The sequence below is a fragment of the Clostridioides sp. ES-S-0006-03 genome, assembly GCF_020662275.1.
Lineage (GTDB): Bacteria > Bacillota > Clostridia > Peptostreptococcales > Peptostreptococcaceae > Clostridioides.
The window spans coordinates 131,298-154,937 of sequence record NZ_JADGMM010000002.1 but is presented as its reverse complement, the minus strand read 5'-3'; the positions used below and the strand labels follow the sequence as shown (position 1 = coordinate 154,937).

The window sequence follows — 23,640 nt, the reverse complement described above, 5'->3', positions numbered from 1 at the left end:
TTTATAAGACCCCCTTTGAAGATGCTATTTCATTTGAAATTACTTCGCTACCTTCTTTCAATGCTCTTGCAAATGCTTTAAAAATACTTTCTATTTTGTGATGGTCATTTTCTCCATACAAAAGATTAATATGTAAAGTTACTCTAGATTCATTTACAAAAGCTCTAAAAAATTCTTTAAAACATTGAGTACTCATACTACCAATCGTTTGAGTATCAAACTTTGCATTAAATACAAGATATGGTCTGTTGCTTATATCAATAGACACCATGGATAAAGATTCATCCATAGGTATGTAGATAGTAGAATATCTTCTTATTCCTTTTTTATCCCCTAAAGCATTTTTAAATGCCTCTCCTACAGCTATACCTATGTCCTCCACACTATGATGGTCATCTACATATATATCTCCTTTACAAATAATCTTTAAATCAAACTTACCATGAAACGCCATTAAAGTAAGCATATGGTCTAAAAATCCAATTCCAGTATCTACCTCAACTTTTCCAGTACCATCAATGTTTAGTTCTACTAAAATCTGTGTTTCAAGCGTATTTCTTTCTATCTTCCAAACTCTCATACCTAATTCTCCTTTTGAAAAATATCTTTTATAGCATTTGCAAACATAATATTTTCTTCTTTATCACCAATTGTAACTCTATAATAATTTTCTAGTTTTCCACTAAACTTTCTTATTAGTACTCCTCTATCAATCAGCTTTTGTGATAAATTTTCTATCTCAGAGTAAAATAATATAAAGTTTGCTTGTGACTCATACGCTTTGATACCCATATCAATTATTTCTTTATACAATTTTTCTCTTTCTTTTTTTACTTCATCTATATAAGACTTAACTACTTCTTTATTTTTCAATGCTCTTGTAGCAATGAAATCGGACAATGAATTTAAGTTATATGGAGGTCTTACCTTCTCAACAGAGTTTATCAAACTACTATTAGATAGCATATATCCAGTTCTTATCCCAGCTAATCCAAATGCCTTTGATAGAGTTCTAAGAACGATTAAGTTTTCATACTCAAAAACATTCTCTAACATGCTTTCTTCCCCAAAATCCATATATGCTTCATCTAAAACTACTAAACTGTTAGTTGAGTTTAAAAGTTTTATTATGTCTTCTCTTTTAAGTATTGCCCCTGTTGGATTATTAGGATTACAAACAATTACTATCTTTGGATTATTTTCTTTTACTGTTTCAATTACATCATCTATATTTATAACTAAATTTTCATCACTCTCAACACCTATAAACTTTGAACCATTTATCTGACTGTATATAGAGTACATGCTAAAACTTGGAGAAAAACTTAATATTGTTTCATCTTTATCTACAAAAGTATGTATTATCAAATCAATTATTTCACTTGAACCATTTCCTACTAAAAGGTTTTTCTTACTTACTCCAGAAATATCTATATAATTTATTATAGACTCTTTTAAATCGCTATAAGAGTCTTCAGGATATAAATTTAAATCTATATCGCTATCTCCAAGCTCTTTAACAAGATACTTGAACAACTTTTTATTTCCTTCATTTGCATCAAGCTTTACCTTACAATTTACATGATTTGGTTCATATCCCTTTAGTTCTCTTATACTTTCTTTTTCTCTCAATCTAAACCTCTCCTTGTCAATTTTAATTATATTTTAGTTATCAATTTCCTTAAACAAACGAATTATATTTTGAATTTGTTCATACTTAAATCTATAACTAGCTCTATTTGATATAATCCTAGCGCTTATATCGCATATATCTTCTAATATTTCAAGTCCATTTGCTTTAAGTGTATTACCTGTCTCAACTATATCAACAATTACATCTGATAAGCCTACTATTGGAGCTAGTTCAACAGAACCATTTAGTTTTATTATTTCAATTTTTTGACCTTTTTCTTTAAAGTATTTTTTTGCTATATTTGGGTACTTTGTTGCCACTTTTAAATATTCATCTTTTCTATATATGCTATCTCCCTTTAATCCTGCTACTGCAAATTTACACTTTCCAAAACCTAAATCATATATTTCATATACATCTGTTTCATTTTCTAAAATAGTATCTTTCCCTGCTATACCAAGGTCAGCAACTCCTTTTTCAACATAGGTAACCACATCTGATGGTTTTACATGTATATATATGATTTTATTTTTTTCATCTTTAAAAATTAACTTTCTTGTATCAGTATCTATACTGTCTCCCAAGCCCATTTTTTTAAATTTTTTAAATGATTCCCCTTCTATTCTTCCTTTTGCTAGTGCTATAGTTAAATAATCCAAAATAATACCTCCTTTTCAATCTTACTTATATACATACTTCATTAGCTCATCAACACTTAATGTAAATCCAATAGCTGGAATTTCTTTTCCATACTCTTTAGTTAGAGAATCATATCTTCCACCGCTTAGAATTTCTTTATATGAGTCTGGATAGTATCCTCTAAACATAACTCCTTCATAATAGTCAAGCATTGTAATCATTGATAAATCAAATCTAGCTTTATCTAAAAAATTACATTCCTCAATTAAATCGTTTATTTGTTTTAACTCTTCAAGTGCTTGTTTCATCTTATCATTACAATAGAATTTTTGCGCCTTTTCAATAACATTATATAGATTACCTTGAAAACTTAAGATATTTGATAATAATTCTTTTACATCATTTTTAATTTTTAAATCTTCAATATATACTTTTAATTCATGGTTATTTTTGGTATATAATAAGTTTTTAATTTGATTTTCACAATTCTTATTCAATTTTAATTCCTCTAATAATCCATTAATATATTTACTACTCCCAACTTCCAAAATGAAATTATTGTTGTACTTTTCAAGTATCTTAAGGGCCAATTTTACCACTTCTCTATCTGCTTCTACAGAAGATTCTCCTAAATACTCACAACCTATCTGTCTTATCTCTTTTATTCCAACTGTATTCTTATTTTTATATATAGATGAATTATAAAAAAGTTTAAGTTTTAAACCCTCTTCCCATCTTGGTATGAGGCTTTTTATTATACTTGTAGTTATATCAGCTCTTAACACCATTACTCTTCCATTTACAACCTTTACCATAGATTCTTTTGGGATTTTACTATTTATATTTGTAAATTCATCATATTCTTCAAATAATTGTGGTTCTATTTGAAAATATTCTTCATCTAAGAAAAGCCTGTCTATTTCTCTTTTTAATTTGTATCTTTTTTTAGAATAAATAACCTCATCTTCAATTCTTAAAAATTTCATACTCTCACCCTTTTCATTAAAATTACTCTTACATTTGCAAATTTAAAACAATAAAAAAGCCATATAGGCTTTATACCTATATGGCTATAATTTTCTTTTAAAATTACTTCCCATCATAGATACAAGACCAATTACACTAAAAACAGGGCTTGTGTCTATGAATCAATTTCATATTACAATCCCTTTAATCTATGATGATGGTGATGATTTAATTTTATATTTAATTTTTCTACATTTAATCTCACCATGATAATTTCCTCCCAAATATTTTTTATTAATATTCTAAATTTACAGTTTTTTTATTACTATTAATAATAATATACTTTTCAAAAATTGGCAATAGTTATTTAAAAATTTAAATAAAATATTTTATATGATTTTTTATTTGTACAGTTAGATATTTAATCTTTACTTAATTTGGAAGTTTTGTGTATAAAAAATGAAATTTCGGGAAAAATTGTAATAATTTAAAAAAACTTATTAAAATATAGTATAATAAGTATATCTTAATGTAAAGGGATGATTTTATGTATAAATATGATGACTATGTAAATTTAACAAATGATTTAGATTTGCCTGTAGAAATTAGAAATAAATGTGTTAGAATTGTTAGTGTGTCAGAGAATTTAGAGGATATAATTATAGTACATAAATTCAAACTATATGTCGTAAATGAGAAATACATTAAAGGAATTATGGAATAGACATTTTGAATATGCTATTTTTATAAACAGGTTATTATAAATATAATTGTATTTATAATAAGGAACTGTCTTATAGTAGAAGATAGATTCTATATAAGACAGTTCTTTTTATTTTCTTCATTGTAGAAATTTTAGTATCAATTAACTGGATTCTTAAACTATAAAACATACAATAAAACAGCTAAAAAGTGGAATAAAGAACCTAACATAATAAAAATATGAAATATCTCATGAAATCCAAATTCAGGACTTATGTTTGGCTTCTTAATAATGTAAATAACTGCACCTATAGAGTAAGATACACCTTCTATTATTAATAAGTTAAGACAATCCTTAGGAATTGAATTAAATGCATTTATATCAAAGACAATTGCCCACCCCATAAGTAAATATAGACTTGTAGACAACCATCTAGGTGCATCCATCCAAAATATTTTTATTACTATACCAATAAATGCAACTATCCATATTGCTGTAGTAAATATTATTCCCTCTTCTTTTTGCATAAAATATAAGCATATTGGTGTATATGAACCAGCAATCAATACATAAATCATTGCGTGGTCTACTTTTCTGAAAAATAATTCTTGTTCTGGTGTACCTTTTAAAAAATGATAATATGAGCTTGCACTATAAAGAGCAATTAATGATAATCCAAATACAGACACAGACACTATCATCAAAAAAGAAGTTTGTTGTAAAGATATAGATTGAAAAATTAAAATTATAGTAGCTATAAGAGATAAACAAGCCCCTATAAAATGAGTTAAACTACTTATTGGGTCTCTACCCTTTAAAAAAAATTGATACATTTCATCCTCCTACAATTATGTATTTTAAAAATTACATTTTATATATAGTTTTTAATACTATATTATAAATTTAATTATACCACTTTATATATCTTTTGCAACCATTAATATTGTTTTATTTTCTAAATTAGTGTATTATAAATATTATGGAGGTAACATATGATGAACAATGAATTAAATACCATAATACTGGAAACGCTAAATAATACAGATATAACTTCAAATGATATTCCATCTATTGACCTATATATGGATCAGATTATTTCTCTAATTGACAGTAAACTTTCTGCCAATAAAAGATTTGAGGATGATAAAATTCTCACTAAAACAATGATAAATAATTATAGTAAAGAAGGATTAATCAAACCAATTAAGGGAAAAAAATATACCAAAGAACAAATCTTACAAATGATAATCATTTATTCTATGAAAAATACACTTACAATACAAGAGATTAAAAGAATCTTAAATGGTGTATACGAAAAAGATGACTTCAACGGAGAAGATTTAGTGGCATGTTATGAAAAGTTTATATCAATAAAAGAAAGGCAAAGAAATAATATGCCAAACTTTATAGAGTCTAATTTTGAAAATATCAGTATTAATCCAGAAAATAAAGGTGATTTATTGATAGCCTTACTAAGCCTAACTTCAATGGCTGACCAATTAAAAAGTATTTCAGAAAAAATAGTAGATACTTTTTTCCAAGATACTCCCAAAAAATAATTTTAATAAAGTAAGACTGAAAATAAATATTAAAATACAATACAGCTTAAATTAATCATTATTGTATACAATATAATTTTCAGTCTAAATATTAATACTTTCTATTTTTAACTCTTTCAAGAATCTCCATATCTAAAGTTTACAAATTTAATTTTATTCTATTTAAGTTTTGACAATGTGAACAATTCAAATTAACTTGAATTTGTTTATACCCTATGAAAACGGCTTGTTTAAGTATACCAGTGCCATCATCTATCATCACTACATTGTCTTTTATCTCTACATGGAAATTATTTTCTTGATTACACCAATAACAATCATACTTCTCATTACTTTTTTCTTCTCGCATGATTTTCGCCTCCTTCAATATAGGTTTCTACATTAAGAGAGGTTTTTCCTTTATATTTTCAATAAAATAAAATATTATAACTAAAACTTCATAGAATCTACTATGCCTTCTATTTTTTCAGATGCTTTTTCTATTGCACTTTGTCTTTCTTCTTCACTAGTTCCAGTTCCATCTACTAATAATTCATCAAATTTTTTGATTCCTATAAATTTCATGATACTTTCCACATAATTTACCCCTTTATTCATAACTGGTTTTAGTACCCATGGTATATGTCCACCTGAAGATTGTATATATACCATACTTCTATCAATATCATTCAGTATTCCTTGTGGTTTATCATCACCTTCAAAAGATATAGTTTTTCCATCTTGAATTATACAATCTATATATTCTTTAAGTGGTGCTGGAAAAGATAAACTCCACATAGGTGCTGCTATTACATATACACTTGCACTCACAAATTGGTCACAAAGGCTTCTAATTTTTGCAAGTTCTTTTCTATCCTTATCATCTAATTGCTTAGCGGCTTCTTCGCTGACTATACTATTTCTCTTTTCGAAGTATTGATATTCTAGTCTTGGTATATGCTCTTTATAAAGATCTATTTCTTCAACTTCGAAATCCTTATTTTTTTCTATAAATTTATTGATAAACTTTCTTGCTACAGTTTTACTTGAAGATAAATCTTCTGGTTTTGAATTCACATTTATATATAATAATTTTTTCTTCATAAGCTCACTCCTAAGATTATTTTTATATTATTATTTCACAAAAATAACCATTCTATTCTGTAATTAAATTATAAAGTTAGTAGAAATATATTTGTTAAATAATCTTAAAAAGTAAATTGATAGAGTACAGGAATAAAACATAATTTATTATATAATATAATTTTAAATATTTTAAAATTCTAATCAAGAAATTACCTATAGTATTTTAGATAAGATAAGTGTTCCATAAAGTTATGTAAATTCCTCTCAGAGTTTCTAATTTCAATAAAAAATGGTATAGTGCTTTAACACTATACCATTAAAATTATTAAAGTATTTTTTAATACTTCTTCTTCCATTTTGCGCTTCTTCCCCTTGCAACAACCTCTATCTTATCTTGTTTTCTTAGATTATTAAAAACTCTATTTATAGTAGGTTCTGGAATATCAGGACACAAGTCCTTTATATCTTCTTTTGTAAAATATCCAAGAGTAGAATTTATTATTTTTTCTATTCTACTAGTTTTTGTCTGTCTTTTCTTATCAGATACATTTAAACTGTCATCTAACTTCTTATATGCAGTCAATATAGTTTCTAAAAAATATTCAATCCAAGCATTCATATCTGATTTTTCATTCCCTATAGATGACTTCAAATAGTTTAAGTTACTATAGTACTCATATGAACTGTCATCAAATATTTTTCCTAAACTTATATATCTTCCAACTTCATATCCATTTTTGTTTAACAGCAATAGTATAAGTACTCTTGCCATTTTTATATTACCTTCTTTAAATGGATGTATCAAGATGAAATCTAACACAAATGCAGAAATTAATATTAATATATCAATTTCATCCTCATCTATCAATGTATTATAAGCTTCACATATTTCTTCTACAGCTTTTTCAACCTTATTAACACTTGCATCAACATTTATGAAGTCACTATTTTTTAAATTATATTCAAAGAATCCACTTTCTGATTTATAGCTTCCCCCTCTGGTAGATGAAAATTTATATAAGTATCCATGAAGTTCAAGAATTGTTTGTGAGCTTATTGGTATACTCTCATAAGCACTGTTAATAGTTTTTACTACATCTCTGTATTCAACAATACTTAACTCTTCTCTACTTTTAGGTGTGACTTCATTACTTATTAATTTTTCTAAATTAAAAGTATTACTTTCTTTTTGATTTCCAATATATGTAGATTCTGAACAATCTACTAAAGATTTTTTTTCTAGACTTTCTAAAATTTCTTTTGGTTGTTTTTTGTAAAGCAGTTGTCTACCCTTATACTCATTTATCTTAGACAACATTCTAGCTACATTCATGTTTACATACATATTTTTTAATTTGCTTTTTTTTGTAAATTCCATAAAATCACTCCATAATTAGAATTTCTCTTCTTTTTGACAGCGGTTTTATTTTATCATATAATTGTATTTTTTACAATTTTTTACTTATTTATCTGAAATTATACTTTTTATTCAGTTGTTATTTCACTTAAACGTTCACTTTTAGGTGTATATCTTTTCAACTCTCTAAATACTACTACACCTGTAATTACTGTGGCTATAAAGTCAGATACTGGTTGAGCTGTCCATACACCCTTTAAACCTAAGAATGTAGGAAGAATTATTACTGCTGGTATCAATAAAATTACCTGTCTTAGAAGACTTAATAACATTGCCATTTTTGCTTTACCTATAGATTGTATAAAGTTTGTTCCTGTAATTGATAAACCTACAATTGGTAACATAAGTAGGTATATTTTTAAACCATCTACAGATATACTCATAAGCTCAGGGTCTTTATTAAATATCCCTATAATTGCCTCTGGGAAAAGTATAATTACTACCATACCCATGCATAAAATTATAGTAGCTACTACTAATGAACCTAAGTATGCTTTTTTAACTCTATCGTATTTTTCAGCCCCATAGTTAAAACCTATAATGGGTTGCGCTCCCTGATTTATTCCAAAGATAGGCATTAAAAATACCATTGCTATAGAAGAAATTGTAGCCATAGCTCCTATAGCTAAATCTCCACCATGAGTTTTAAGTGCAATATTTGATATTACTTGAACTAAGCTTGCTGCAAGTTGCATAGCAAATGGTGACATTCCTATTGCAAATACTGCACCTACTAATCTTTTATCTAATTTTAAATGAGATTTACTGAATTTTAAATTTGATTTTCCACTTATATAGTAGCCTATAGTTAAAATGGCTGTAAGAGCTTGAGAAGTTACTGTAGCAATTGCAGCTCCTTGTATTCCCATATTGAATCCAAATATTAACATCCAATCTAAAACTATATTAGTTAGGCATCCTATTATCATTATTCCTGCTGAAATCTTAGGGCTACCGTCAGCTCTTATTGAGTGATTTAAAGAAAAGGATAGAAGATTTACTATTGTTCCTAATAAGATGATATTTATATATGTCTTTGCATATATTAATGTATTTTCACTTGCTCCAAATAATGTAAGTATTTTATTTGCAAATAATATCCCAAGTACCATTATTATAATTCCTGTAACTACAGCTAATGTCATTGCATTTCCTATAAGTTTCCTTGCATCTTCTACTTTACCTTGCCCAAGTTTTATCGATATAGTTGTCGTTGTTCCTATTCCTATCAACATACCAAATGCAAGTATTATTGTCATTATTGGCATCGTAACACCAAGACCTGTTATTGCAAGTGGTCCAACCCCTGGTATGTTCCCAATAAAAATTCTGTCTACCACATTATATAGACTATTTACCAGCATACCTATTATTGCCGGTATAGAGTATTTCAGTAGTAATTTACTGATTCGTTCCGTTCCTAATAATTGTTGATTATCCATCAAGTCTCCTCCTTCTTCTAATATTTAATTTTCCACATATTACAAGGGAGGTGCATATGCCCTCCCTTAATATTAACTACTTTTTAAATATTAATTTTCTATAATATATATTATATACCACTTTAATCAAAAAACCAAACTTTTCTAATATAAAATTTCTTTAGTAAATGAAAATAAAGTGAATATATACATGAGAGCACTAATAATATACCCCAATTTTTTAAGTTAAAACTATTGTTTAGTACACTATTTAAAAAGAGTAAAGAAAATATGCTATTTACAATAGCTATGATAAAAGGTACAAAAAATAGTATACCTGTCTCTATACTAACAATCTTATTCATATTTTTAAAAGATAGACCTATTTTTGATAGATTGTTGTACTTAACCTTATCAAAAGGTTCATCTGTGTATAGTCTAAAATACAAAAAACTAAGAACTGCCATAAACAGAATAACACCTATGAAAATACCCATAAATTGAAGAATTTTACTTTGTTGTAACTCAGCTAAATACATATCTGGTAAGGTTAAAAAATATGACTTCATATCATTTCTATCTAGATTAAAATGTTTTTCTTTTAATGCTTCAGTTATATCAGCACTATTTTGCCAGTTTTCATAATCAAATCCATGAAAGTTTATTTTTGAAAACTTACTTTGTATATTATTATATAAATTATCATGTATAACTATAATTTTACTAAACATACCTGTAGGAAAAATTATCCTATCTGTTGATTCTTTTATCTTTATGTTTACATTTTTTATCTTATAAGCTTTAATTTCTTTTAAAGAATTTATATGCTCTTTAGAATTATATCTAGGAACTATAATGCCCTCATCTATCTTTAGATTAATTTTATCTAATCCCAATTGTTTTGATAATTTATTATAGTTACTCATACTTAATAATACTTCATTATTATATTCAAGCATAGGAAAACTTAATTCCTTATAATCATATTCTTTTATTGTGTTTCTAATTTCTTCTAAGTCTTCATATTTTTTGTTATTATTGTCTTCTGAGAAATATGAGTAAACCATTGGAAAATTATTTTTAGAGGATTTACCTTGTGAAGTTACAAGCGTTAAAGTTGTTGTAAATGCTACTAAAGTACCAGATAAAAGTATTGTCATTAAAAACAATAATCGAGAATTATCTTTCATCTTATATACTAAATTACCTATAAGCAACATATTTATTTTGTTTTTATAAAACTTCTCTCTATTTTTCATATGCTTTAATATTAAAATGGTAAACTGAGAAAAAAATAAAAACATTCCTAGAGTAATCAACAGCGCTATCATGTACATATCACCATTTATATTTAACTTATTACCAAATAGTATCATAGCATATCCTGTCATAAGACATGATATACCAAGTATTCCAAATAATTTTGAAGGTTTTATATCTTTTTTAGGTTTCTTTGTGCCTACTAAAAGTTCAAAAATATTATTTTTGTTTAACAATTTTAAGCTAAGTGGTCCTGTTATCAAAAATAATAACATAAAAGATATAATTGTCATTAGTATCGCTTTTATTGGAAAGTAACTTTCTGTCAAGTTCATATAAAATATTTTACCTAAATACAATAAAAATAACTTAGAAATAGATAGCCCTAAAAGTATTCCTAACATTATTGCTAATAATCCTATTATTAAATTTTCAATCAATATCAATCTTTTCAATTGTTTATCACTCATTCCAATTATTATCATAACTCCAAAATCTCTTAATCTAGATTTTAAGAAATTTCCTAAGGAATATAATATAAAAAGCAGACTAAATCCTAATATTATTAATTCTGAAATCATAAGAGCCATAAATGCAGTAGAACCACTTTGGATTCCAGAATCCGTTATAATTGGATGAAACATAGATACTGCAAATACAAAAAATATCATTATAGAGAAAATTGAGCTTAAAAAATACGCTAAATATGCTCTAAAATTTCTAATTATATTATTATAAGCAAATCTTCCAAAAGTCACTACCTTACACCTCCTATTTGAGACAAGACAGATAGTATTTTATTGTAAAAAGAACTATTCGTGCCTGATTTCTTTATCTCTGTATATATGTATCCATCCTTTATAAAAACAACTCTATCTGAATGGCTTGCACTATATGCTTCATGAGTTACCATAAGTGTAGTTACATTTTGTTCTTTGTTTATCTTGGCAAATAACTCTAAAACATCATCAGTGGATTTCGAATCAAGATTCCCTGTTGGTTCATCTGCAAGAAGTAATGATGGGTTATTTATAATTGCTCTAGCAATTGCACATCTTTGAGCTTGTCCTCCTGAAATCTCATAAGTTCTTCTATCTAAAATTTTATCAATACCTAAAAATTCAGATATATTTTTAGTTTCCCTGTTCATTTTTTTAACATTTCTACCATCTAGTGTAAGTGGCAACATTATATTTTCACCAACTGTCAAAGTATCAATCAAATTAAAATTCTGAAATACAAAACCAAGTTGTTTTCTTCTAAATTCAGCTAATTTTTCTCCTTCTAATTTACTTGTATCCTGTCCATTTAATATAACTTGGCCTTCACTCTGCTTATCAATTGTAGATATTATATTTAAGAGAGTAGATTTGCCACTTCCAGATGGACCCATAACAGCTACAAATTCGCCCTTTTCTATACTTAAATTAATACTATCTAATGCTTTATATGGAACTTTTCCATAATATGTTTTTGATATATTTTTAATACTTAATATGTTCATTTTATATTCTCCATTACTTTTTTATTTTCACTACAGTAATATATTATCGTGAATATCCCATTTTAACCATAAAAATACCCTAACAATTAACTTACATATTTGTAAGTTAATTGTTAGGGTATCAACAAACTAATTAGTATTAATAATTAATTCAACTAAAATTTTAGAAGCTTTTCAAATTCACTAAGTACCATCGGTTTAGCAAATAAATAACCTTGAACCTTATCGCATCCTATTTCTTTTAAAAACTCTACTTGCTCATTGGTTTCTACACCTTCACATATAACTTTAATATTAATCGCTTTTGACATTTCTACTATCTTAGAGATAATAATTTTTCCACGTTTTGTATCTGTTGTTTCAATTAGAAAGCCTCTATCTAATTTTAAAATATCAAAAGGAAGGTCCTTTAATAGATTCAAGGATGAATATCCTGAGCCAAAATCATCCATTGATATAAGAAATCCTATCTTTTTAAGCCTCTTAATTATATCAATCAATATATTTAAATTATCAAATACAACACTTTCTGTTAATTCAAGTTCTATAAACTTAGGAGATATATTATACTTATTTATCAATTCAGTAATATTCTCTATAAAATTATCTCTATGTAAATGAACTCTAGATATATTCACTGAGATTGGCACAGGGTTATAACCTTTGTTTAGCCACTTTCTCAAGGTCTTACATACTTCTTCAAATACAAACATATCAATATTTACAATGAAACCATTTCTTTCAAATAAAGGTACAAAATCTACGGGTGAAATAAATCCTATATCTGGATTGTTCCATCTTATTAGAGCTTCTGCTCCTTCAATTTCATTTCCATCATTTAAACTATATTTTGGTTGGTAATATACTACAAACTCGCCTTTTTCCAAAGCTTTATTCATATTATCCTCCAATTTCTTTTCTCTATATAATCGATTTCTTGTATCTTCATTGAAAAATGAATATGAATGCTCATACTTATCTTTTTTTGTTTTTGCAGCAATATTCGCTCTATCAATTAACAAGTCAATTTTTTGTATATCATCACTTCTATTTATCTTATATATGCCACTTGACATAACAATTTTATATTGTGAAGAATTACTAGTACTTAAATTGCATATTTCATTATTTATTTTAGCTAGTCTATTTAAAAGGTCAGTATCAGTATTACAAGAAAGCAATAATATAAAGTGGTCATTATCCATTCTGGCACAAAGTTCATATTTGTTTGTATTGTGTTTTAACACATTTGCAATATGTATTAATATCTTATTTCCTTCAGTATAACCAAACATCTCATTTATGTATTTAAATTTATTGACATCCAATTGAACTAAGTAAAAATCATCCTTATAATAATTATGTAAAATATATATAGAATCTTTTTTAAACTTTTCTTTGTTCTTTATTCCACTTAAGGAATCATAATAAGCTAATTTTTTCAGTTGTTCTATTAGTGTAACATTACTTAATTTCCACAATATCAAAAATATTAATATATAGAAAAATAACTTGATTATAAAATCAATTATCAAGCTTTTAAAGTTCTTAAAGACATCACAACTTGATATTAACGTCCAATCAGTTCCTTCGATACTCGTATATCTTGCACTATATAACTTCCAATTATCCCATGATAAAAAACCACCTTGACGTTTCTCATCTATATTTTTTAAAATTTCATTTTTACTGGACCCTATAATATTTCCTTCTATACTAAACATGTCCGTCTTATTGTGGACATAGTCTTTATTTTGATGAGAAATAATGGCATAATTTTTATCTACCATTAAAAACTTAATAGAATCATCAGAATTACTTCTACTTACTATCTTATTTACATCTTGAAAATAAAAGGAAGCAAAAATAGTTCCAGTTACTTCATTATTTTTTATAATAGGTACACATATAATAAATACTTTATCTCCTGTAACCTTACTAACTGTAATGTCAGAAATCACCATTTTCTTTGTTTCTAATACCTTCTGAAAATGAGTTCGGTCTTTTATTGTCCCAACCCTTTCTCTATATGTACTTGAAGTATTCCCTTGTGCATCAGTTATTCCAAGCATAAAAAGGTTATATTGTTTTTGATAAGGTCTTAATAACTTACCTTTTTCAATTAGAGAAGTTCTGGCATCAGAAAATCTATCGTCTTGACTAAGAGCTTTTAATAAGGATGCATTGACACTTAAATAATTTTCTAATTCTCTTTTTGAGGCTTCAATCATATTTTTAGAAGCAACCTCCATAGAATTACTTGCATATATAATTGTACTTGTAAAATCAATTAAAATTAATAACATCCATAAAATTAATATATACCTAAAAACTAATCCATCAAATATTTTTTCTCTTTTTCTCATATTTAAACACCATTAATTATACTATTGTAATACATACTCAATCGGCTCTTTAATAACTTGTGACATTACTCTATGTGAATAATCCAAAAGTATTCTTTCTTTAAATTTATATGAATCCTTTATACGAGATTCATAATTTAAAACTGGCACATTTAATTTTTCAATTTTATATAGGAAAGGCCTATATTCTAATGATGGGATATTATTTTTTAAGTAATTTATACTTGCTTTATCTAAAATGCTTACATTTTCAATATCTGTTGCACTAATATATGTAACCGTTATACCAAAAATATTCTTTTTAGGTATAAGTTCTAATGTCAAGTCTGATAACTCTGATTCTGCCAACCACACATTATTTCCCCCTTATAAAATCTTTATTCGATATTATTTTACCATAATTAAACAAAATTATGTTACTTAATAGTAAATATTACAATAGTAACTATGGCTTTATTATATAATTTTTCAAAAAAATATACCAAGCTAGAAATTATTCTAACTTGGTATATTTAATTTACAAATTAAGCATTAACTTTTGCTTTTAAATATTCATCTATTGAAGCTGCTGCAGTTTTACCAGCACCCATTGCAGATATTACTGTTGCTGCTCCAGTAACAGCGTCTCCACCTGCAAATACACCTTCTTTAGAAGTTTGACCATTTTCATCTGTTATTAAGCATCTTCTCTTATTTATATCAAGACTCTTTGTTGTAGAAGATATTAATGGATTTGGACTTGTTCCAAGTGACATTATAACTGTATCTACATCAAGTACAAATTCAGAACCTTCTATTTCTATAGGTCTTCTTCTTCCAGAATCATCTGGTTCTCCTAATTCCATTCTTATACAAACCATACCTTTAACATATCCATTTTCATCTACTAAAATTTCTTTAGGATTTGTCAATGTATTAAATATAATTCCTTCTTCTTTTGCATGATGTACTTCTTCAGCTCTCGCTGGAAGCTCTTTTTCACTTCTTCTATAAACTATATATGATTCTGAACCTAATCTTAATGCAGTTCTAGCAGCATCCATAGCAACATTTCCACCACCAACTACAGCAACTTTTTTACCAGAACTAATAGGTGTATCATAATCATCTCTATAAGCTTTCATTAAGTTTACTCTAGTTAAAAACTCATTTGCAGAAAATACTCCATTAGCATTTTCTCCTGGTATGTTCATAAACATAGGAAGACCAGCCCCTGAACCTATGAATATAGCTTCAAATCCTTCATCTTCTATAAGTTCATCTACTGTTATTGTTTTACCAACAATTACATTAGTTTCTATTTTTACACCTAATTTTCTTATATTATCTATTTCAGGTTGAACAACAGCTTGTTTTGGAAGTCTAAATTCAGGTATTCCATAAGTTAAAACTCCACCTGGTTCATGCATTGCTTCAAATATTGTTACATCATAACCTTTTTTAGCTAAGTCACCAGCACAAGCAAGACCTGCTGGTCCACTTCCTATTACAGCTACTTTTTGATTTTTCTTAGGTTCTGTATCAGATAAGTTTATATCATTTTCTTTTGACCAATCTGCTACAAATCTTTCCAATTTTCCTATTGATACTGCATCTGATTTTATTCCAAGTATACATACACCTTCACATTGACTTTCTTGTGGACATACTCTACCACAAACAGCAGGTAGTGAACTACTCTTGGCTATTACTTTAGCAGCACCTTCTATATCATCTTCTTTAATTTTTGTTATAAATCCTGGGATATCAATTCCTACTGGACATCCACCTACACATTTTGGTTTTTTACATCCTAGACATCTATTAGCTTCTGCCATAGCTTCTTCTTTATTGTATCCTAAACATACTTCATCAAAATTTGTTGCTCTTACAGCAGGTTCTTGTTCTCTAACTGGTACTTTTACTTTTTTAGCATCCATTATTTGTTACCTCCACATCCACAATTACTATGATGATGACTATCGCCTTCTTCAAGTTTTAACATAGCTCTTCCTTCTTGAGTTTTGTACATAGATTGTCTTCTCATAGCTTGGTCAAAATCAACTAAATGTCCATCAAATTCAGGACCATCTACACATGCAAACTTAGTCTCATTTCCAACACTAACTCTACAACCACCACACATACCTGTTCCATCAATCATTATTGTATTTAAACTTACTATAGTAGGTATGTTTAATTCTTTAGTCAATTGACACATAAATTTCATCATTATCATTGGTCCAATTACTATTGCTTGGTCATATTTTTTGCCTTGATTATCAACCAAATCTTTTAATAAATCTGTAACTCTTCCATCAAATCCATATGTACCATCATCTGTTGATATGTATACATTTTTAGCTACTTTTCTCATATCATCTTCTAATATGATTAATTCTTTAGTTCTTGCACCAATTATTACATCTACATCTAATCCATTATCTTTAAACCATTTAACTTGTGGATACACTGGAGCAGAACCTACTCCACCAGCTACAAATAGGATTTTTTTATTTTTTAATTCTTCTATATCTTCATGTATGAATTCACTTGCTTGTCCTAATGGCCCTACAAAGTCCATCACAAAATCGTTTTCTTCAAACATTGCTAATTTCTTAGTTGAAGCACCAACTGTTTGGAATACGATAGTTACTGTTCCTTTTTCTCTATCATAATCAGCTATTGTAAGAGGAATTCTTTCTCCCTTTTCATCATTTTTAATTATTATAAATTGACCAGGCTGAGAAGATTTTGCAACTCTAGGAGCCTCTATTTCCATCAAATAAATACTATCTGTTAATTGTCTCTTACTAACTATTTTATTACTCATCTCGCTATTCTCCATTCTAACAAATATATTTTTCCCACTTTAAATTTAATTAAAACATAAACACACAAAACTATAACTCTAATTATAATACAATATTAGTTCTCGATTAAATGTTTTGTATTGGACATCCCCCCTGTAAAATAATTATAACTGCCCAAATTACAAATAGTTGATATTAACAAATTACGTTTAAATTCCAACAAATATTAAAACCCATATTATACGTATAATTTGTTATAGATTTAACCTAATACACACTTAAAGTATACTATATTATGCCAAATTTGTAACAAAAATTTTATAAATACATAATAAATTTTTTTTATTCAATTATTTGTTTAATAAATTAACCTAGGTTTTCATAATAACTCAGATTTCTTTAAAAACTAAACATGTATAAGGCTTTAATCTATTGCAATACCAGCTTTTATATAAACTAAAATATACTCTTATTTTATTATATATCTAAAATTTTTAATATTCATTAATTATTTGAATTTTTATATAAAATTTTTATATTTTCTAAAGATTTATTTACTTATGTAATAATTTATAATAATATTAATTTATAAAGTTAATAATTATTATGAATACACATAAAAATAATTAAAAATAGGAGGTTTGTTTTTTGAAAAATATTATTTCTGCAAAAGAGCTTATATCTAAATTAGAACATAATGATAATCTAGTTGTTATAGATTGTAGATTTGACCTTATCAATAGAACTTATGGTATTGATTCTTATAAAAAAGGACATATAAAAGGTAGCTTTATCTTGGATATAGACAAGGATTTATCATCTCCTACAAAAGAACATGGCGGTAAAAATCCTTTACAAGACCCTTTTATATTAAAAGAAAAGTTAGAAAAAATGGGTGTTGATAATTACACTACAATTGTAGCTTATGATGATGGAGATTTAAATGGTGCTTGTAGACTATTCTTCCAATTAAAACACTTAGGTCTTGAAAATGTCTATGTATTAGATGGTGGAATAACAGCTTTTGTAAAAGAAGGTGGAGAATTAGAAGAAAAAATAAATATTCCAAACTGTACAGACAAAACAATTAAGCCTAATGTAAATGACAGTTTAGTTGTTCCAATGGAATATGTTAAGTCTAAATTATATGACAAAAATACTGTGATTATAGATTGTCGTGCTAATGAAAGATACCAAGGTTTAGTTGAACCTGCATATTCAAAAGCTGGCCATATACCTAGTGCAAAAAATTACTTTTGCAAGGATTTAATAAAAGGTGATTTTGAAAATGGCTCACTTAAAGATACTGAATTTTTAAAAGACTTCTTTAAGGATTTAAACAATTATGAAGAAATAATTTTGTCTTGTGGTTCAGGAATATCTGCTTGTGTTAACAGCCTTGCACTTAGAGAACTTAATATGCCCCATAAGATTTATGTTGGTAGCTTTAGTGACTGGATTAGCTATGATGACAACGAAGTTAAAACTGGACAAGAATAAAGTTAATAATAGATAAATCTAGCATATTATATATCTTAGTTTTTTATAAAGGCGTTAGTCATTGTAGACTTTCGCCTTTTATTATCATCATTTCATATAGATTCCTTTAGTCATTAAATATAAATTTAGTTTACAATATTAATAAACTGCAACATGACCATCACATCTTGACTCTGTTGCACAAACATAACTTTCTTGCTCTGTTTTGAAGATTATTTGTCCCCTACCCATATCAACATTATCATGAATTACTTTTATCTCATGACCTTTTTCAATAAGAGCATCTACCATCTGTCTTGGCATCTCTGATTCAACTTCTATCTCTTTACCTTTTATCCACTGCCATCTTGGAGCATCTAATGCCTCTTGAGGGTTTAAACCAAAGTCTATCATACTCGTTAATACTTGAAGATGTCCCTGTGGTTGCATAAAAGCACCCATTACACCAAATGGACCTATTGCCTTATCATCTTTACCTAAAAAACCAGGTATTATTGTGTGATAAGGTTTTTTAAATGGTTTTACTACATTATGGTGTTTAGGGTCTAAGTTAAAATTATTACCTCTACTATGTAGTGCAATACCAGTGTTTGGTATTACTATCCCAGAACCAAAATTTATATAATTACTCTGTATATATGAAACCATATTTCCATCTTTGTCAGCAGTACAAAGATATACAGTTCCACCACAATATGGTTCTCCTTCTTTTGGGTATAAAGCTTTTTCATTATCAATCAATAAACTTCTCTTTTTTGCATAATCTTGACTTAATAATTCCTGAACCTTTACTTTCATATGTTCTATATCAGTTACATAAGTTTTAGAATCTGCAAAAGCCAGTTTTAAGCTTTCTATAATCTTATGTATGTCATCTACATTTTCTATATCTCCTTTTATGTCCAATTCTTTTAATATATTTAATGCCATTAGGACTGTTATTCCATGTCCATTCGGTGGAATTTCAAATATTTTATATCCTTTATATTCTGTGCTTATAGGTTCTACCCAAGTTGGATAAAAACTCGCTAAATCACTTTTTCTTATAGCTCCTTCAAACTTTCTAGAACACTCATCTATTTTATCTGCTAGTCTACCTCTATAAAAACTTTCAGCTTGTGTATTGGCTATTTCTTCTAATGTATTAGCATGCTCTTCACATACAAATATGTCACCAGCTTCTGGAGCTTTACCATCCTTAGAAAACGTCTCAAACCATGACTTAAATTCTTCTCCAACAAATTCTTTTTCATATAGTTCATAGGATTTTTTCCATACTTTTGATACATTAGGAGAAACAACATATCCTTCTCTTGCATATTTAATTGCTGGAGATAAACATTCTAGTAGACTAAGTTTTCCATACTTTTTATTTAATTCTGCCCAAGCTGCAGGTATTCCAGGTACAGTTACTGCTCCAAATCCATACTTTGGCATTTCTTTCATGTTCTTGTAATTTTTTAATTCCATTCTTTCTGGAGCAAAACCGCTAGAATTTAGCCCATATAATCGTTTTTCTTCCTCTATCCAAACAAGAGCATATGCGTCTCCTCCAATTCCATTACTTGTAGGTTCAACTACAGATAATGTAGCAGCAGTTGCAACTGCTGCATCCACAGCATTTCCACCTTTTTTTAGTATTTCAAGCCCAGCTTGAGAAGCTAATGGCGTTGAAGTTGCAACTGCTCCATTTTTAGCATATATAACATTTCTTATTGATGGATATTTATGTTGATGAGCATCAAACATCATAATTTTCAACTCCTTGTCATTTTTATTTTATATTTTCCTTAAATTTATTATATAACATTAATTAATACAACTGATACAAAATACAAACTTTTTCCAAGACTTAATTACATTATTATAATATTTTTTTGTTTTGATTAGATAAGCTATCTTGTTTTTAGTATTTAATTCTTATTAAGTAAAAAATACTCTACAACTTAATCTATTATCATATTTTGAGCGTATTTTAATGTTATAAAATAATATATAAAATAACCTATATAATAAATGGCTAGTGTTGTAATAATTGGTATAAGCAATGGCCTAGTTATAAATTTTTGAGCAATTGACATAGCAAATAAATTATGAATTGTACCTACAATTAATGGCAACAAAAATACAACTTTTAATTGTCTTGATATTATTTTCTCAATATCTTGATTATTTGCCCCAAGTTTTTTTAGCATAATATATCGTTCTTTATCATCATATATATTTGATAATTGCTTAAATAAAATTATACTTCCTGTACACAAAAGAAATACTACAGATAGAAATATACCTATAAATAACATAAGACCACTTACTCTAATTAAATCATTATAGTTTTCGACATTTGATGTAAAATTAAAAGGATAAGTTGATTCCATATTTTTATCAACTATATTTTTTAATCTTAAAGACATATCAAACTCTTTTTTTTCATTTTTTATATCAATTAATCTTAATAATCTCGATTCTCCTCCTGATTTTAATCTATTAAATATGCTATCTTTTACCACAATTAAATCAAATGTTGATTGTAAATTTATTTCTGGCTCTAAAATATTTTTTTGAACTGTAAATAAATTCATCTTCTCTTTTTCTTTAATGTATACATCTATTTTTTGAGTACCAGTACTTTTAAGAAACATTCTCTTATATGAATCTGAAACATAATATACATGCTCTTCTGAAGTTAATTCTTCATAATTACTGTTTTGATATTGTCTTAATTTCTTAAAATCACTTTCTTTAATAAAATCTACAATCACTGTATTTTCTCTATAAACTCCTCCTTTTTTATAGTACAATTTAAAATTTACATCTCTACTTATAAACTCTACTGTCTTATCAAAAAGCACCTTATCATCTTCTTTATATTTATATAGCAGCTTATCGATTTCATTATTTACAAGAGAATTTTCTGCATTTATAGTATAACTATACTTGTAGTTTTCATTTATATTTCTATCTATATCGTAATAAATTGATATTGTAAATCCTAACATAGTTACACTTGTAGCTATTAATATTGCTATTATTGCCAATACTCTGCTATTATTCTTTAATTTGAATCCAAGTTCTGAAAATGCAATTAGATTTCTTCCCTTGTAATAAAAACTTTTTTTCTTCTTAGCAACATCTATAATTATCGACATTATTGATGAAAAAAATAAAAAAGTACCTGGTATTATTGTAATTAATATAAAAGCTGAAAACATTATGTTTTCAACAATGAAATGACTAACTGACATTAAATAAGAAAATACTATCAGTAAAACTCCAAGAGTTCCCTTTAGCTTTATAAATCTTTTATTTGTATATTTTTCTGGTGACTTCTTAAATAACTCTACAATTTTTTTATTCCTAATAACTATAATATTTCTCATTCCAATTACTACAAATATTATTAAAAATATTCCTAATGTCTGAATTAAAGCCCTTATACTTAAAGTCATCTTTACTACTATAATCTCTTTCATTAATTTTACAAGAATCATTGTCATAAGCTTTGAAAATAAAAAACCTAAAGATATTCCTATTAATATTGCAAAGATTCCCATCAAAAAAGTTTCATATAAAAATATTCTGCCTATCTGATTTTTTCTCATTCCAATCAAGCTATAAGTACCTATCTCTTGCCTACGTCTATTAAAGAAAAATGAATTTGAATAATATATAAACAAAAAAACAAATACCACTATTACAATTGAACTTGTATTAATACCTATTTTAGTTTTTCTACCAAGTAAATTTAAGGCTTCATTGTACTCTATTGACTTGAAACTAAAGAATATAAATACACTAAATACAATTGAAACGAAGTACATAAAATAGCTTAAAAAGTTCTTTTTTATATTTTTTATAGCAATTTTAAATAAACTCATTTTTATTAACTCCTCCAATTAAGGAAACTGTATTTAGTATTTTATTATAGAATTCTTTTGTGCTTTCTCCTTTTATAAGTTCTGTAAAGATTATTCCATCCTTTATAAAGAGTATTCTACTACAAAAACTTGCACTTATAGCATCATGTGTTACCATTAATATTGTTGAATCGTTATCTTTATTTAATTTTACTAGAGAATTTAATAAATCCCTTGCAGATTTAGAATCTAATGCTCCTGTAGGCTCGTCTGCAAGTATTAATGATGGTTTTGTTACTATTGCTCTACAAACAGCGCCTCTTTGTTTTTGTCCACCTGAGACTTCATTAGGATATTTATCTAATACTGATTCTATATTTAGTGATTTTGAAACTTCTTTTATTCTACTTTCTATTACTGATACTTTTTCATTTTTTAAAGAAAGAGGTAGCATTATATTTTCTTTTATAGTTAATGTATCTAAAAGGTTAGAGTCTTGAAATACAAATCCAAGATTATCACGTCTAAAGTCGGCTAATTTATTTTGTTTCATTTTAATAATATTCTTATTCTCTATATAAACATTTCCTGATGAAGGCAAATCTATTGTAGAAATAATGTTCAAAAGAGTTGATTTTCCAGCTCCAGATGAACCCATAATACCTACAAATTCGCCTTTATAAACTTTAAAACTTATTCCCTTTAAAGCTTCATATTTTGAGCCTTTTCTACCATACTCTTTTTTTATATTTTCAACAATTAATATTTCTTCCATAATTACTTACCACTCCTCAACATAATTGCTCATTTTCCAATTCTTATAAATATATTATATATATTAAAGTAGTTTTTAACCATTTACTTATATTAATATAATGTTACATTTCTGTAAGTATTAATTATATTTCTTCCTTTTTACTAGAATTATATTTAAAATATAATTTGTCAAGTAAAATAT

Annotated in this window: 21 protein-coding genes; 3 read left to right on the top strand and 18 right to left on the bottom strand. The window is 26.9% G+C overall.

All coding sequences use genetic code 11. The annotated features are described in order from the left end of the window. Nucleotide 1: 1 nt before the first annotated feature. From hisB to IR151_RS02845, 4 genes are read right to left on the bottom strand one after another with little or no spacing between them, the layout of a single operon-like run. A complete protein-coding gene (hisB, locus tag IR151_RS02860) occupies nt 2-580 on the bottom strand; it encodes an imidazoleglycerol-phosphate dehydratase HisB (RefSeq protein ID WP_227432940.1) in 579 nt (192 codons plus the stop codon). A gap of 2 nt (nt 581-582) precedes the next feature. Continuing rightward, on the bottom strand, nt 583-1,632 hold the full coding sequence (gene hisC, locus IR151_RS02855; protein ID WP_227432939.1) for a histidinol-phosphate transaminase: 1,050 nt from the start codon (nt 1,630-1,632) through the stop codon (nt 583-585). A 33-nt stretch (nt 1,633-1,665) separates the two neighbouring features. Then, the gene (gene hisG, locus IR151_RS02850; RefSeq protein ID WP_227432938.1) at nt 1,666-2,292 is read right to left on the bottom strand and encodes an ATP phosphoribosyltransferase; all 627 of its coding nucleotides are present in this window, start codon (nt 2,290-2,292) and stop codon (nt 1,666-1,668) included. A gap of 21 nt (nt 2,293-2,313) precedes the next feature. After that, nucleotides 2,314-3,258 carry an ATP phosphoribosyltransferase regulatory subunit gene (locus IR151_RS02845; protein ID WP_227432936.1) on the bottom strand — a complete coding sequence of 315 codons (945 nt, stop codon included), beginning with the start codon at nt 3,256-3,258 and terminating at the stop codon, nt 2,314-2,316. 527 nt (nt 3,259-3,785) lie between these two features. Here IR151_RS02845 and IR151_RS02840 point away from each other — a divergent pair. Then, entirely contained in the window at nt 3,786-3,962 is a 177-nt protein-coding gene (locus IR151_RS02840) for a hypothetical protein (protein ID WP_003420092.1), read from the top strand. 158 nt (nt 3,963-4,120) lie between these two features. On the opposite strand, the gene trhA is transcribed toward IR151_RS02840, so the two are convergent. Beyond that, nucleotides 4,121-4,774: a PAQR family membrane homeostasis protein TrhA gene (trhA, locus tag IR151_RS02835; RefSeq protein ID WP_227432934.1), complete on the bottom strand. Its 654-nt coding sequence runs from the start codon at nt 4,772-4,774 to the stop codon at nt 4,121-4,123. A 159-nt stretch (nt 4,775-4,933) separates the two neighbouring features. Here trhA and IR151_RS02830 point away from each other — a divergent pair, with 159 nt between their 5' ends. Further along, nucleotides 4,934-5,500: a DUF1836 domain-containing protein gene (locus IR151_RS02830; RefSeq protein ID WP_413927178.1), complete on the top strand. Its 567-nt coding sequence runs from the start codon at nt 4,934-4,936 to the stop codon at nt 5,498-5,500. 139 nt (nt 5,501-5,639) lie between these two features. Here the strand turns inward: IR151_RS02830 and IR151_RS02825 are convergent, their stop codons facing one another. The 10 genes from IR151_RS02825 to IR151_RS02780 form a co-directional block, all read right to left on the bottom strand. Then, nucleotides 5,640-5,849, bottom strand: coding sequence for a hypothetical protein (locus IR151_RS02825; protein WP_227432931.1), 210 nt, complete (start codon nt 5,847-5,849; stop codon nt 5,640-5,642). An 80-nt stretch (nt 5,850-5,929) separates the two neighbouring features. Beyond that, complete coding sequence (locus IR151_RS02820; protein WP_227432929.1) at nt 5,930-6,583, bottom strand: FMN-dependent NADH-azoreductase; 654 nt, start codon at nt 6,581-6,583, stop codon at nt 5,930-5,932. 319 nt (nt 6,584-6,902) lie between these two features. Continuing rightward, nucleotides 6,903-7,943: a Fic family protein gene (locus IR151_RS02815; protein WP_227432928.1), complete on the bottom strand. Its 1,041-nt coding sequence runs from the start codon at nt 7,941-7,943 to the stop codon at nt 6,903-6,905. A 107-nt stretch (nt 7,944-8,050) separates the two neighbouring features. Beyond that, the gene (locus tag IR151_RS02810; protein WP_227432927.1) at nt 8,051-9,424 is read right to left on the bottom strand and encodes an MATE family efflux transporter; all 1,374 of its coding nucleotides are present in this window, start codon (nt 9,422-9,424) and stop codon (nt 8,051-8,053) included. A gap of 122 nt (nt 9,425-9,546) precedes the next feature. Further along, nucleotides 9,547-11,421, bottom strand: a complete 1,875-nt coding sequence (locus tag IR151_RS02805; RefSeq protein ID WP_227432926.1) for an ABC transporter permease — start codon at nt 11,419-11,421, stop codon at nt 9,547-9,549. Continuing rightward, nucleotides 11,421-12,167 (bottom strand): ABC transporter ATP-binding protein, encoded by a 747-nt coding sequence (locus IR151_RS02800; protein WP_227432925.1) that lies wholly within the window; start codon nt 12,165-12,167, stop codon nt 11,421-11,423. The genes IR151_RS02805 and IR151_RS02800 overlap by 1 nt, the downstream gene beginning before the upstream one ends. A 155-nt stretch (nt 12,168-12,322) precedes the next feature. Further along, entirely contained in the window at nt 12,323-14,533 is a 2,211-nt protein-coding gene (locus IR151_RS02795; protein ID WP_227432924.1) for an EAL domain-containing protein, read from the bottom strand. Between the two features lie 21 nt (nt 14,534-14,554). Continuing rightward, entirely contained in the window at nt 14,555-14,887 is a 333-nt protein-coding gene (locus tag IR151_RS02790) for a hypothetical protein (protein WP_227432923.1), read from the bottom strand. A 170-nt stretch (nt 14,888-15,057) separates the two neighbouring features. Beyond that, complete coding sequence (gltA, locus tag IR151_RS02785) at nt 15,058-16,452, bottom strand: NADPH-dependent glutamate synthase (protein WP_227432922.1); 1,395 nt, start codon at nt 16,450-16,452, stop codon at nt 15,058-15,060. After that, complete coding sequence (locus IR151_RS02780; protein WP_227432921.1) at nt 16,452-17,345, bottom strand: sulfide/dihydroorotate dehydrogenase-like FAD/NAD-binding protein; 894 nt, start codon at nt 17,343-17,345, stop codon at nt 16,452-16,454. Before IR151_RS02780 ends, gltA begins: the two co-directional genes overlap by 1 nt. A gap of 628 nt (nt 17,346-17,973) precedes the next feature. Between IR151_RS02780 and IR151_RS02775 the strand changes: the two genes are divergently transcribed. Next, nucleotides 17,974-18,825 carry a sulfurtransferase gene (locus tag IR151_RS02775; protein WP_227432920.1) on the top strand — a complete coding sequence of 284 codons (852 nt, stop codon included), beginning with the start codon at nt 17,974-17,976 and terminating at the stop codon, nt 18,823-18,825. A gap of 138 nt (nt 18,826-18,963) precedes the next feature. On the opposite strand, the gene ggt is transcribed toward IR151_RS02775, so the two are convergent. From ggt to IR151_RS02760, 3 genes are all read right to left on the bottom strand, one after another. Then, on the bottom strand, nt 18,964-20,577 hold the full coding sequence (gene ggt, locus IR151_RS02770) for a gamma-glutamyltransferase (RefSeq protein ID WP_227432919.1): 1,614 nt from the start codon (nt 20,575-20,577) through the stop codon (nt 18,964-18,966). Nucleotides 20,578-20,771: 194 nt separating this feature from the next. Beyond that, the gene (locus IR151_RS02765; RefSeq protein WP_227432918.1) at nt 20,772-22,703 is read right to left on the bottom strand and encodes an ABC transporter permease; all 1,932 of its coding nucleotides are present in this window, start codon (nt 22,701-22,703) and stop codon (nt 20,772-20,774) included. Beyond that, a complete protein-coding gene (locus IR151_RS02760) occupies nt 22,690-23,457 on the bottom strand; it encodes an ABC transporter ATP-binding protein (RefSeq protein WP_227432917.1) in 768 nt (255 codons plus the stop codon). The genes IR151_RS02765 and IR151_RS02760 overlap by 14 nt, the downstream gene beginning before the upstream one ends. Nucleotides 23,458-23,640 lie beyond the last annotated feature (183 nt).

Excerpts from the sequence above, each read along its gene's own strand:
- hisB (WP_227432940.1), bottom strand. The coding sequence starts at position 580 with ATGAGAGTTTGGAAGATAGAAAGAAATACGCTTGAAACACAGATTTTA.
- IR151_RS02845 (WP_227432936.1), bottom strand. The coding sequence starts at position 3,258 with ATGAAATTTTTAAGAATTGAAGATGAGGTTATTTATTCTAAAAAAAGA.
- IR151_RS02840 (WP_003420092.1), top strand. The coding sequence starts at position 3,786 with ATGTATAAATATGATGACTATGTAAATTTAACAAATGATTTAGATTTG.
- trhA (WP_227432934.1), bottom strand. The coding sequence starts at position 4,774 with ATGTATCAATTTTTTTTAAAGGGTAGAGACCCAATAAGTAGTTTAACT.
- IR151_RS02830 (WP_413927178.1), top strand. The coding sequence starts at position 4,934 with ATGATGAACAATGAATTAAATACCATAATACTGGAAACGCTAAATAAT.
- IR151_RS02825 (WP_227432931.1), bottom strand. The coding sequence starts at position 5,849 with ATGCGAGAAGAAAAAAGTAATGAGAAGTATGATTGTTATTGGTGTAAT.
- IR151_RS02820 (WP_227432929.1), bottom strand. The coding sequence starts at position 6,583 with ATGAAGAAAAAATTATTATATATAAATGTGAATTCAAAACCAGAAGAT.
- IR151_RS02815 (WP_227432928.1), bottom strand. The coding sequence starts at position 7,943 with ATGGAATTTACAAAAAAAAGCAAATTAAAAAATATGTATGTAAACATG.
- IR151_RS02810 (WP_227432927.1), bottom strand. The coding sequence starts at position 9,424 with ATGGATAATCAACAATTATTAGGAACGGAACGAATCAGTAAATTACTA.
- IR151_RS02800 (WP_227432925.1), bottom strand. The coding sequence starts at position 12,167 with ATGAACATATTAAGTATTAAAAATATATCAAAAACATATTATGGAAAA.
- IR151_RS02795 (WP_227432924.1), bottom strand. The coding sequence starts at position 14,533 with ATGAGAAAAAGAGAAAAAATATTTGATGGATTAGTTTTTAGGTATATA.
- gltA (WP_227432922.1), bottom strand. The coding sequence starts at position 16,452 with ATGGATGCTAAAAAAGTAAAAGTACCAGTTAGAGAACAAGAACCTGCT.
- IR151_RS02780 (WP_227432921.1), bottom strand. The coding sequence starts at position 17,345 with ATGAGTAATAAAATAGTTAGTAAGAGACAATTAACAGATAGTATTTAT.
- ggt (WP_227432919.1), bottom strand. The coding sequence starts at position 20,577 with ATGATGTTTGATGCTCATCAACATAAATATCCATCAATAAGAAATGTT.
- IR151_RS02765 (WP_227432918.1), bottom strand. The coding sequence starts at position 22,703 with ATGAGTTTATTTAAAATTGCTATAAAAAATATAAAAAAGAACTTTTTA.
- IR151_RS02760 (WP_227432917.1), bottom strand. The coding sequence starts at position 23,457 with ATGGAAGAAATATTAATTGTTGAAAATATAAAAAAAGAGTATGGTAGA.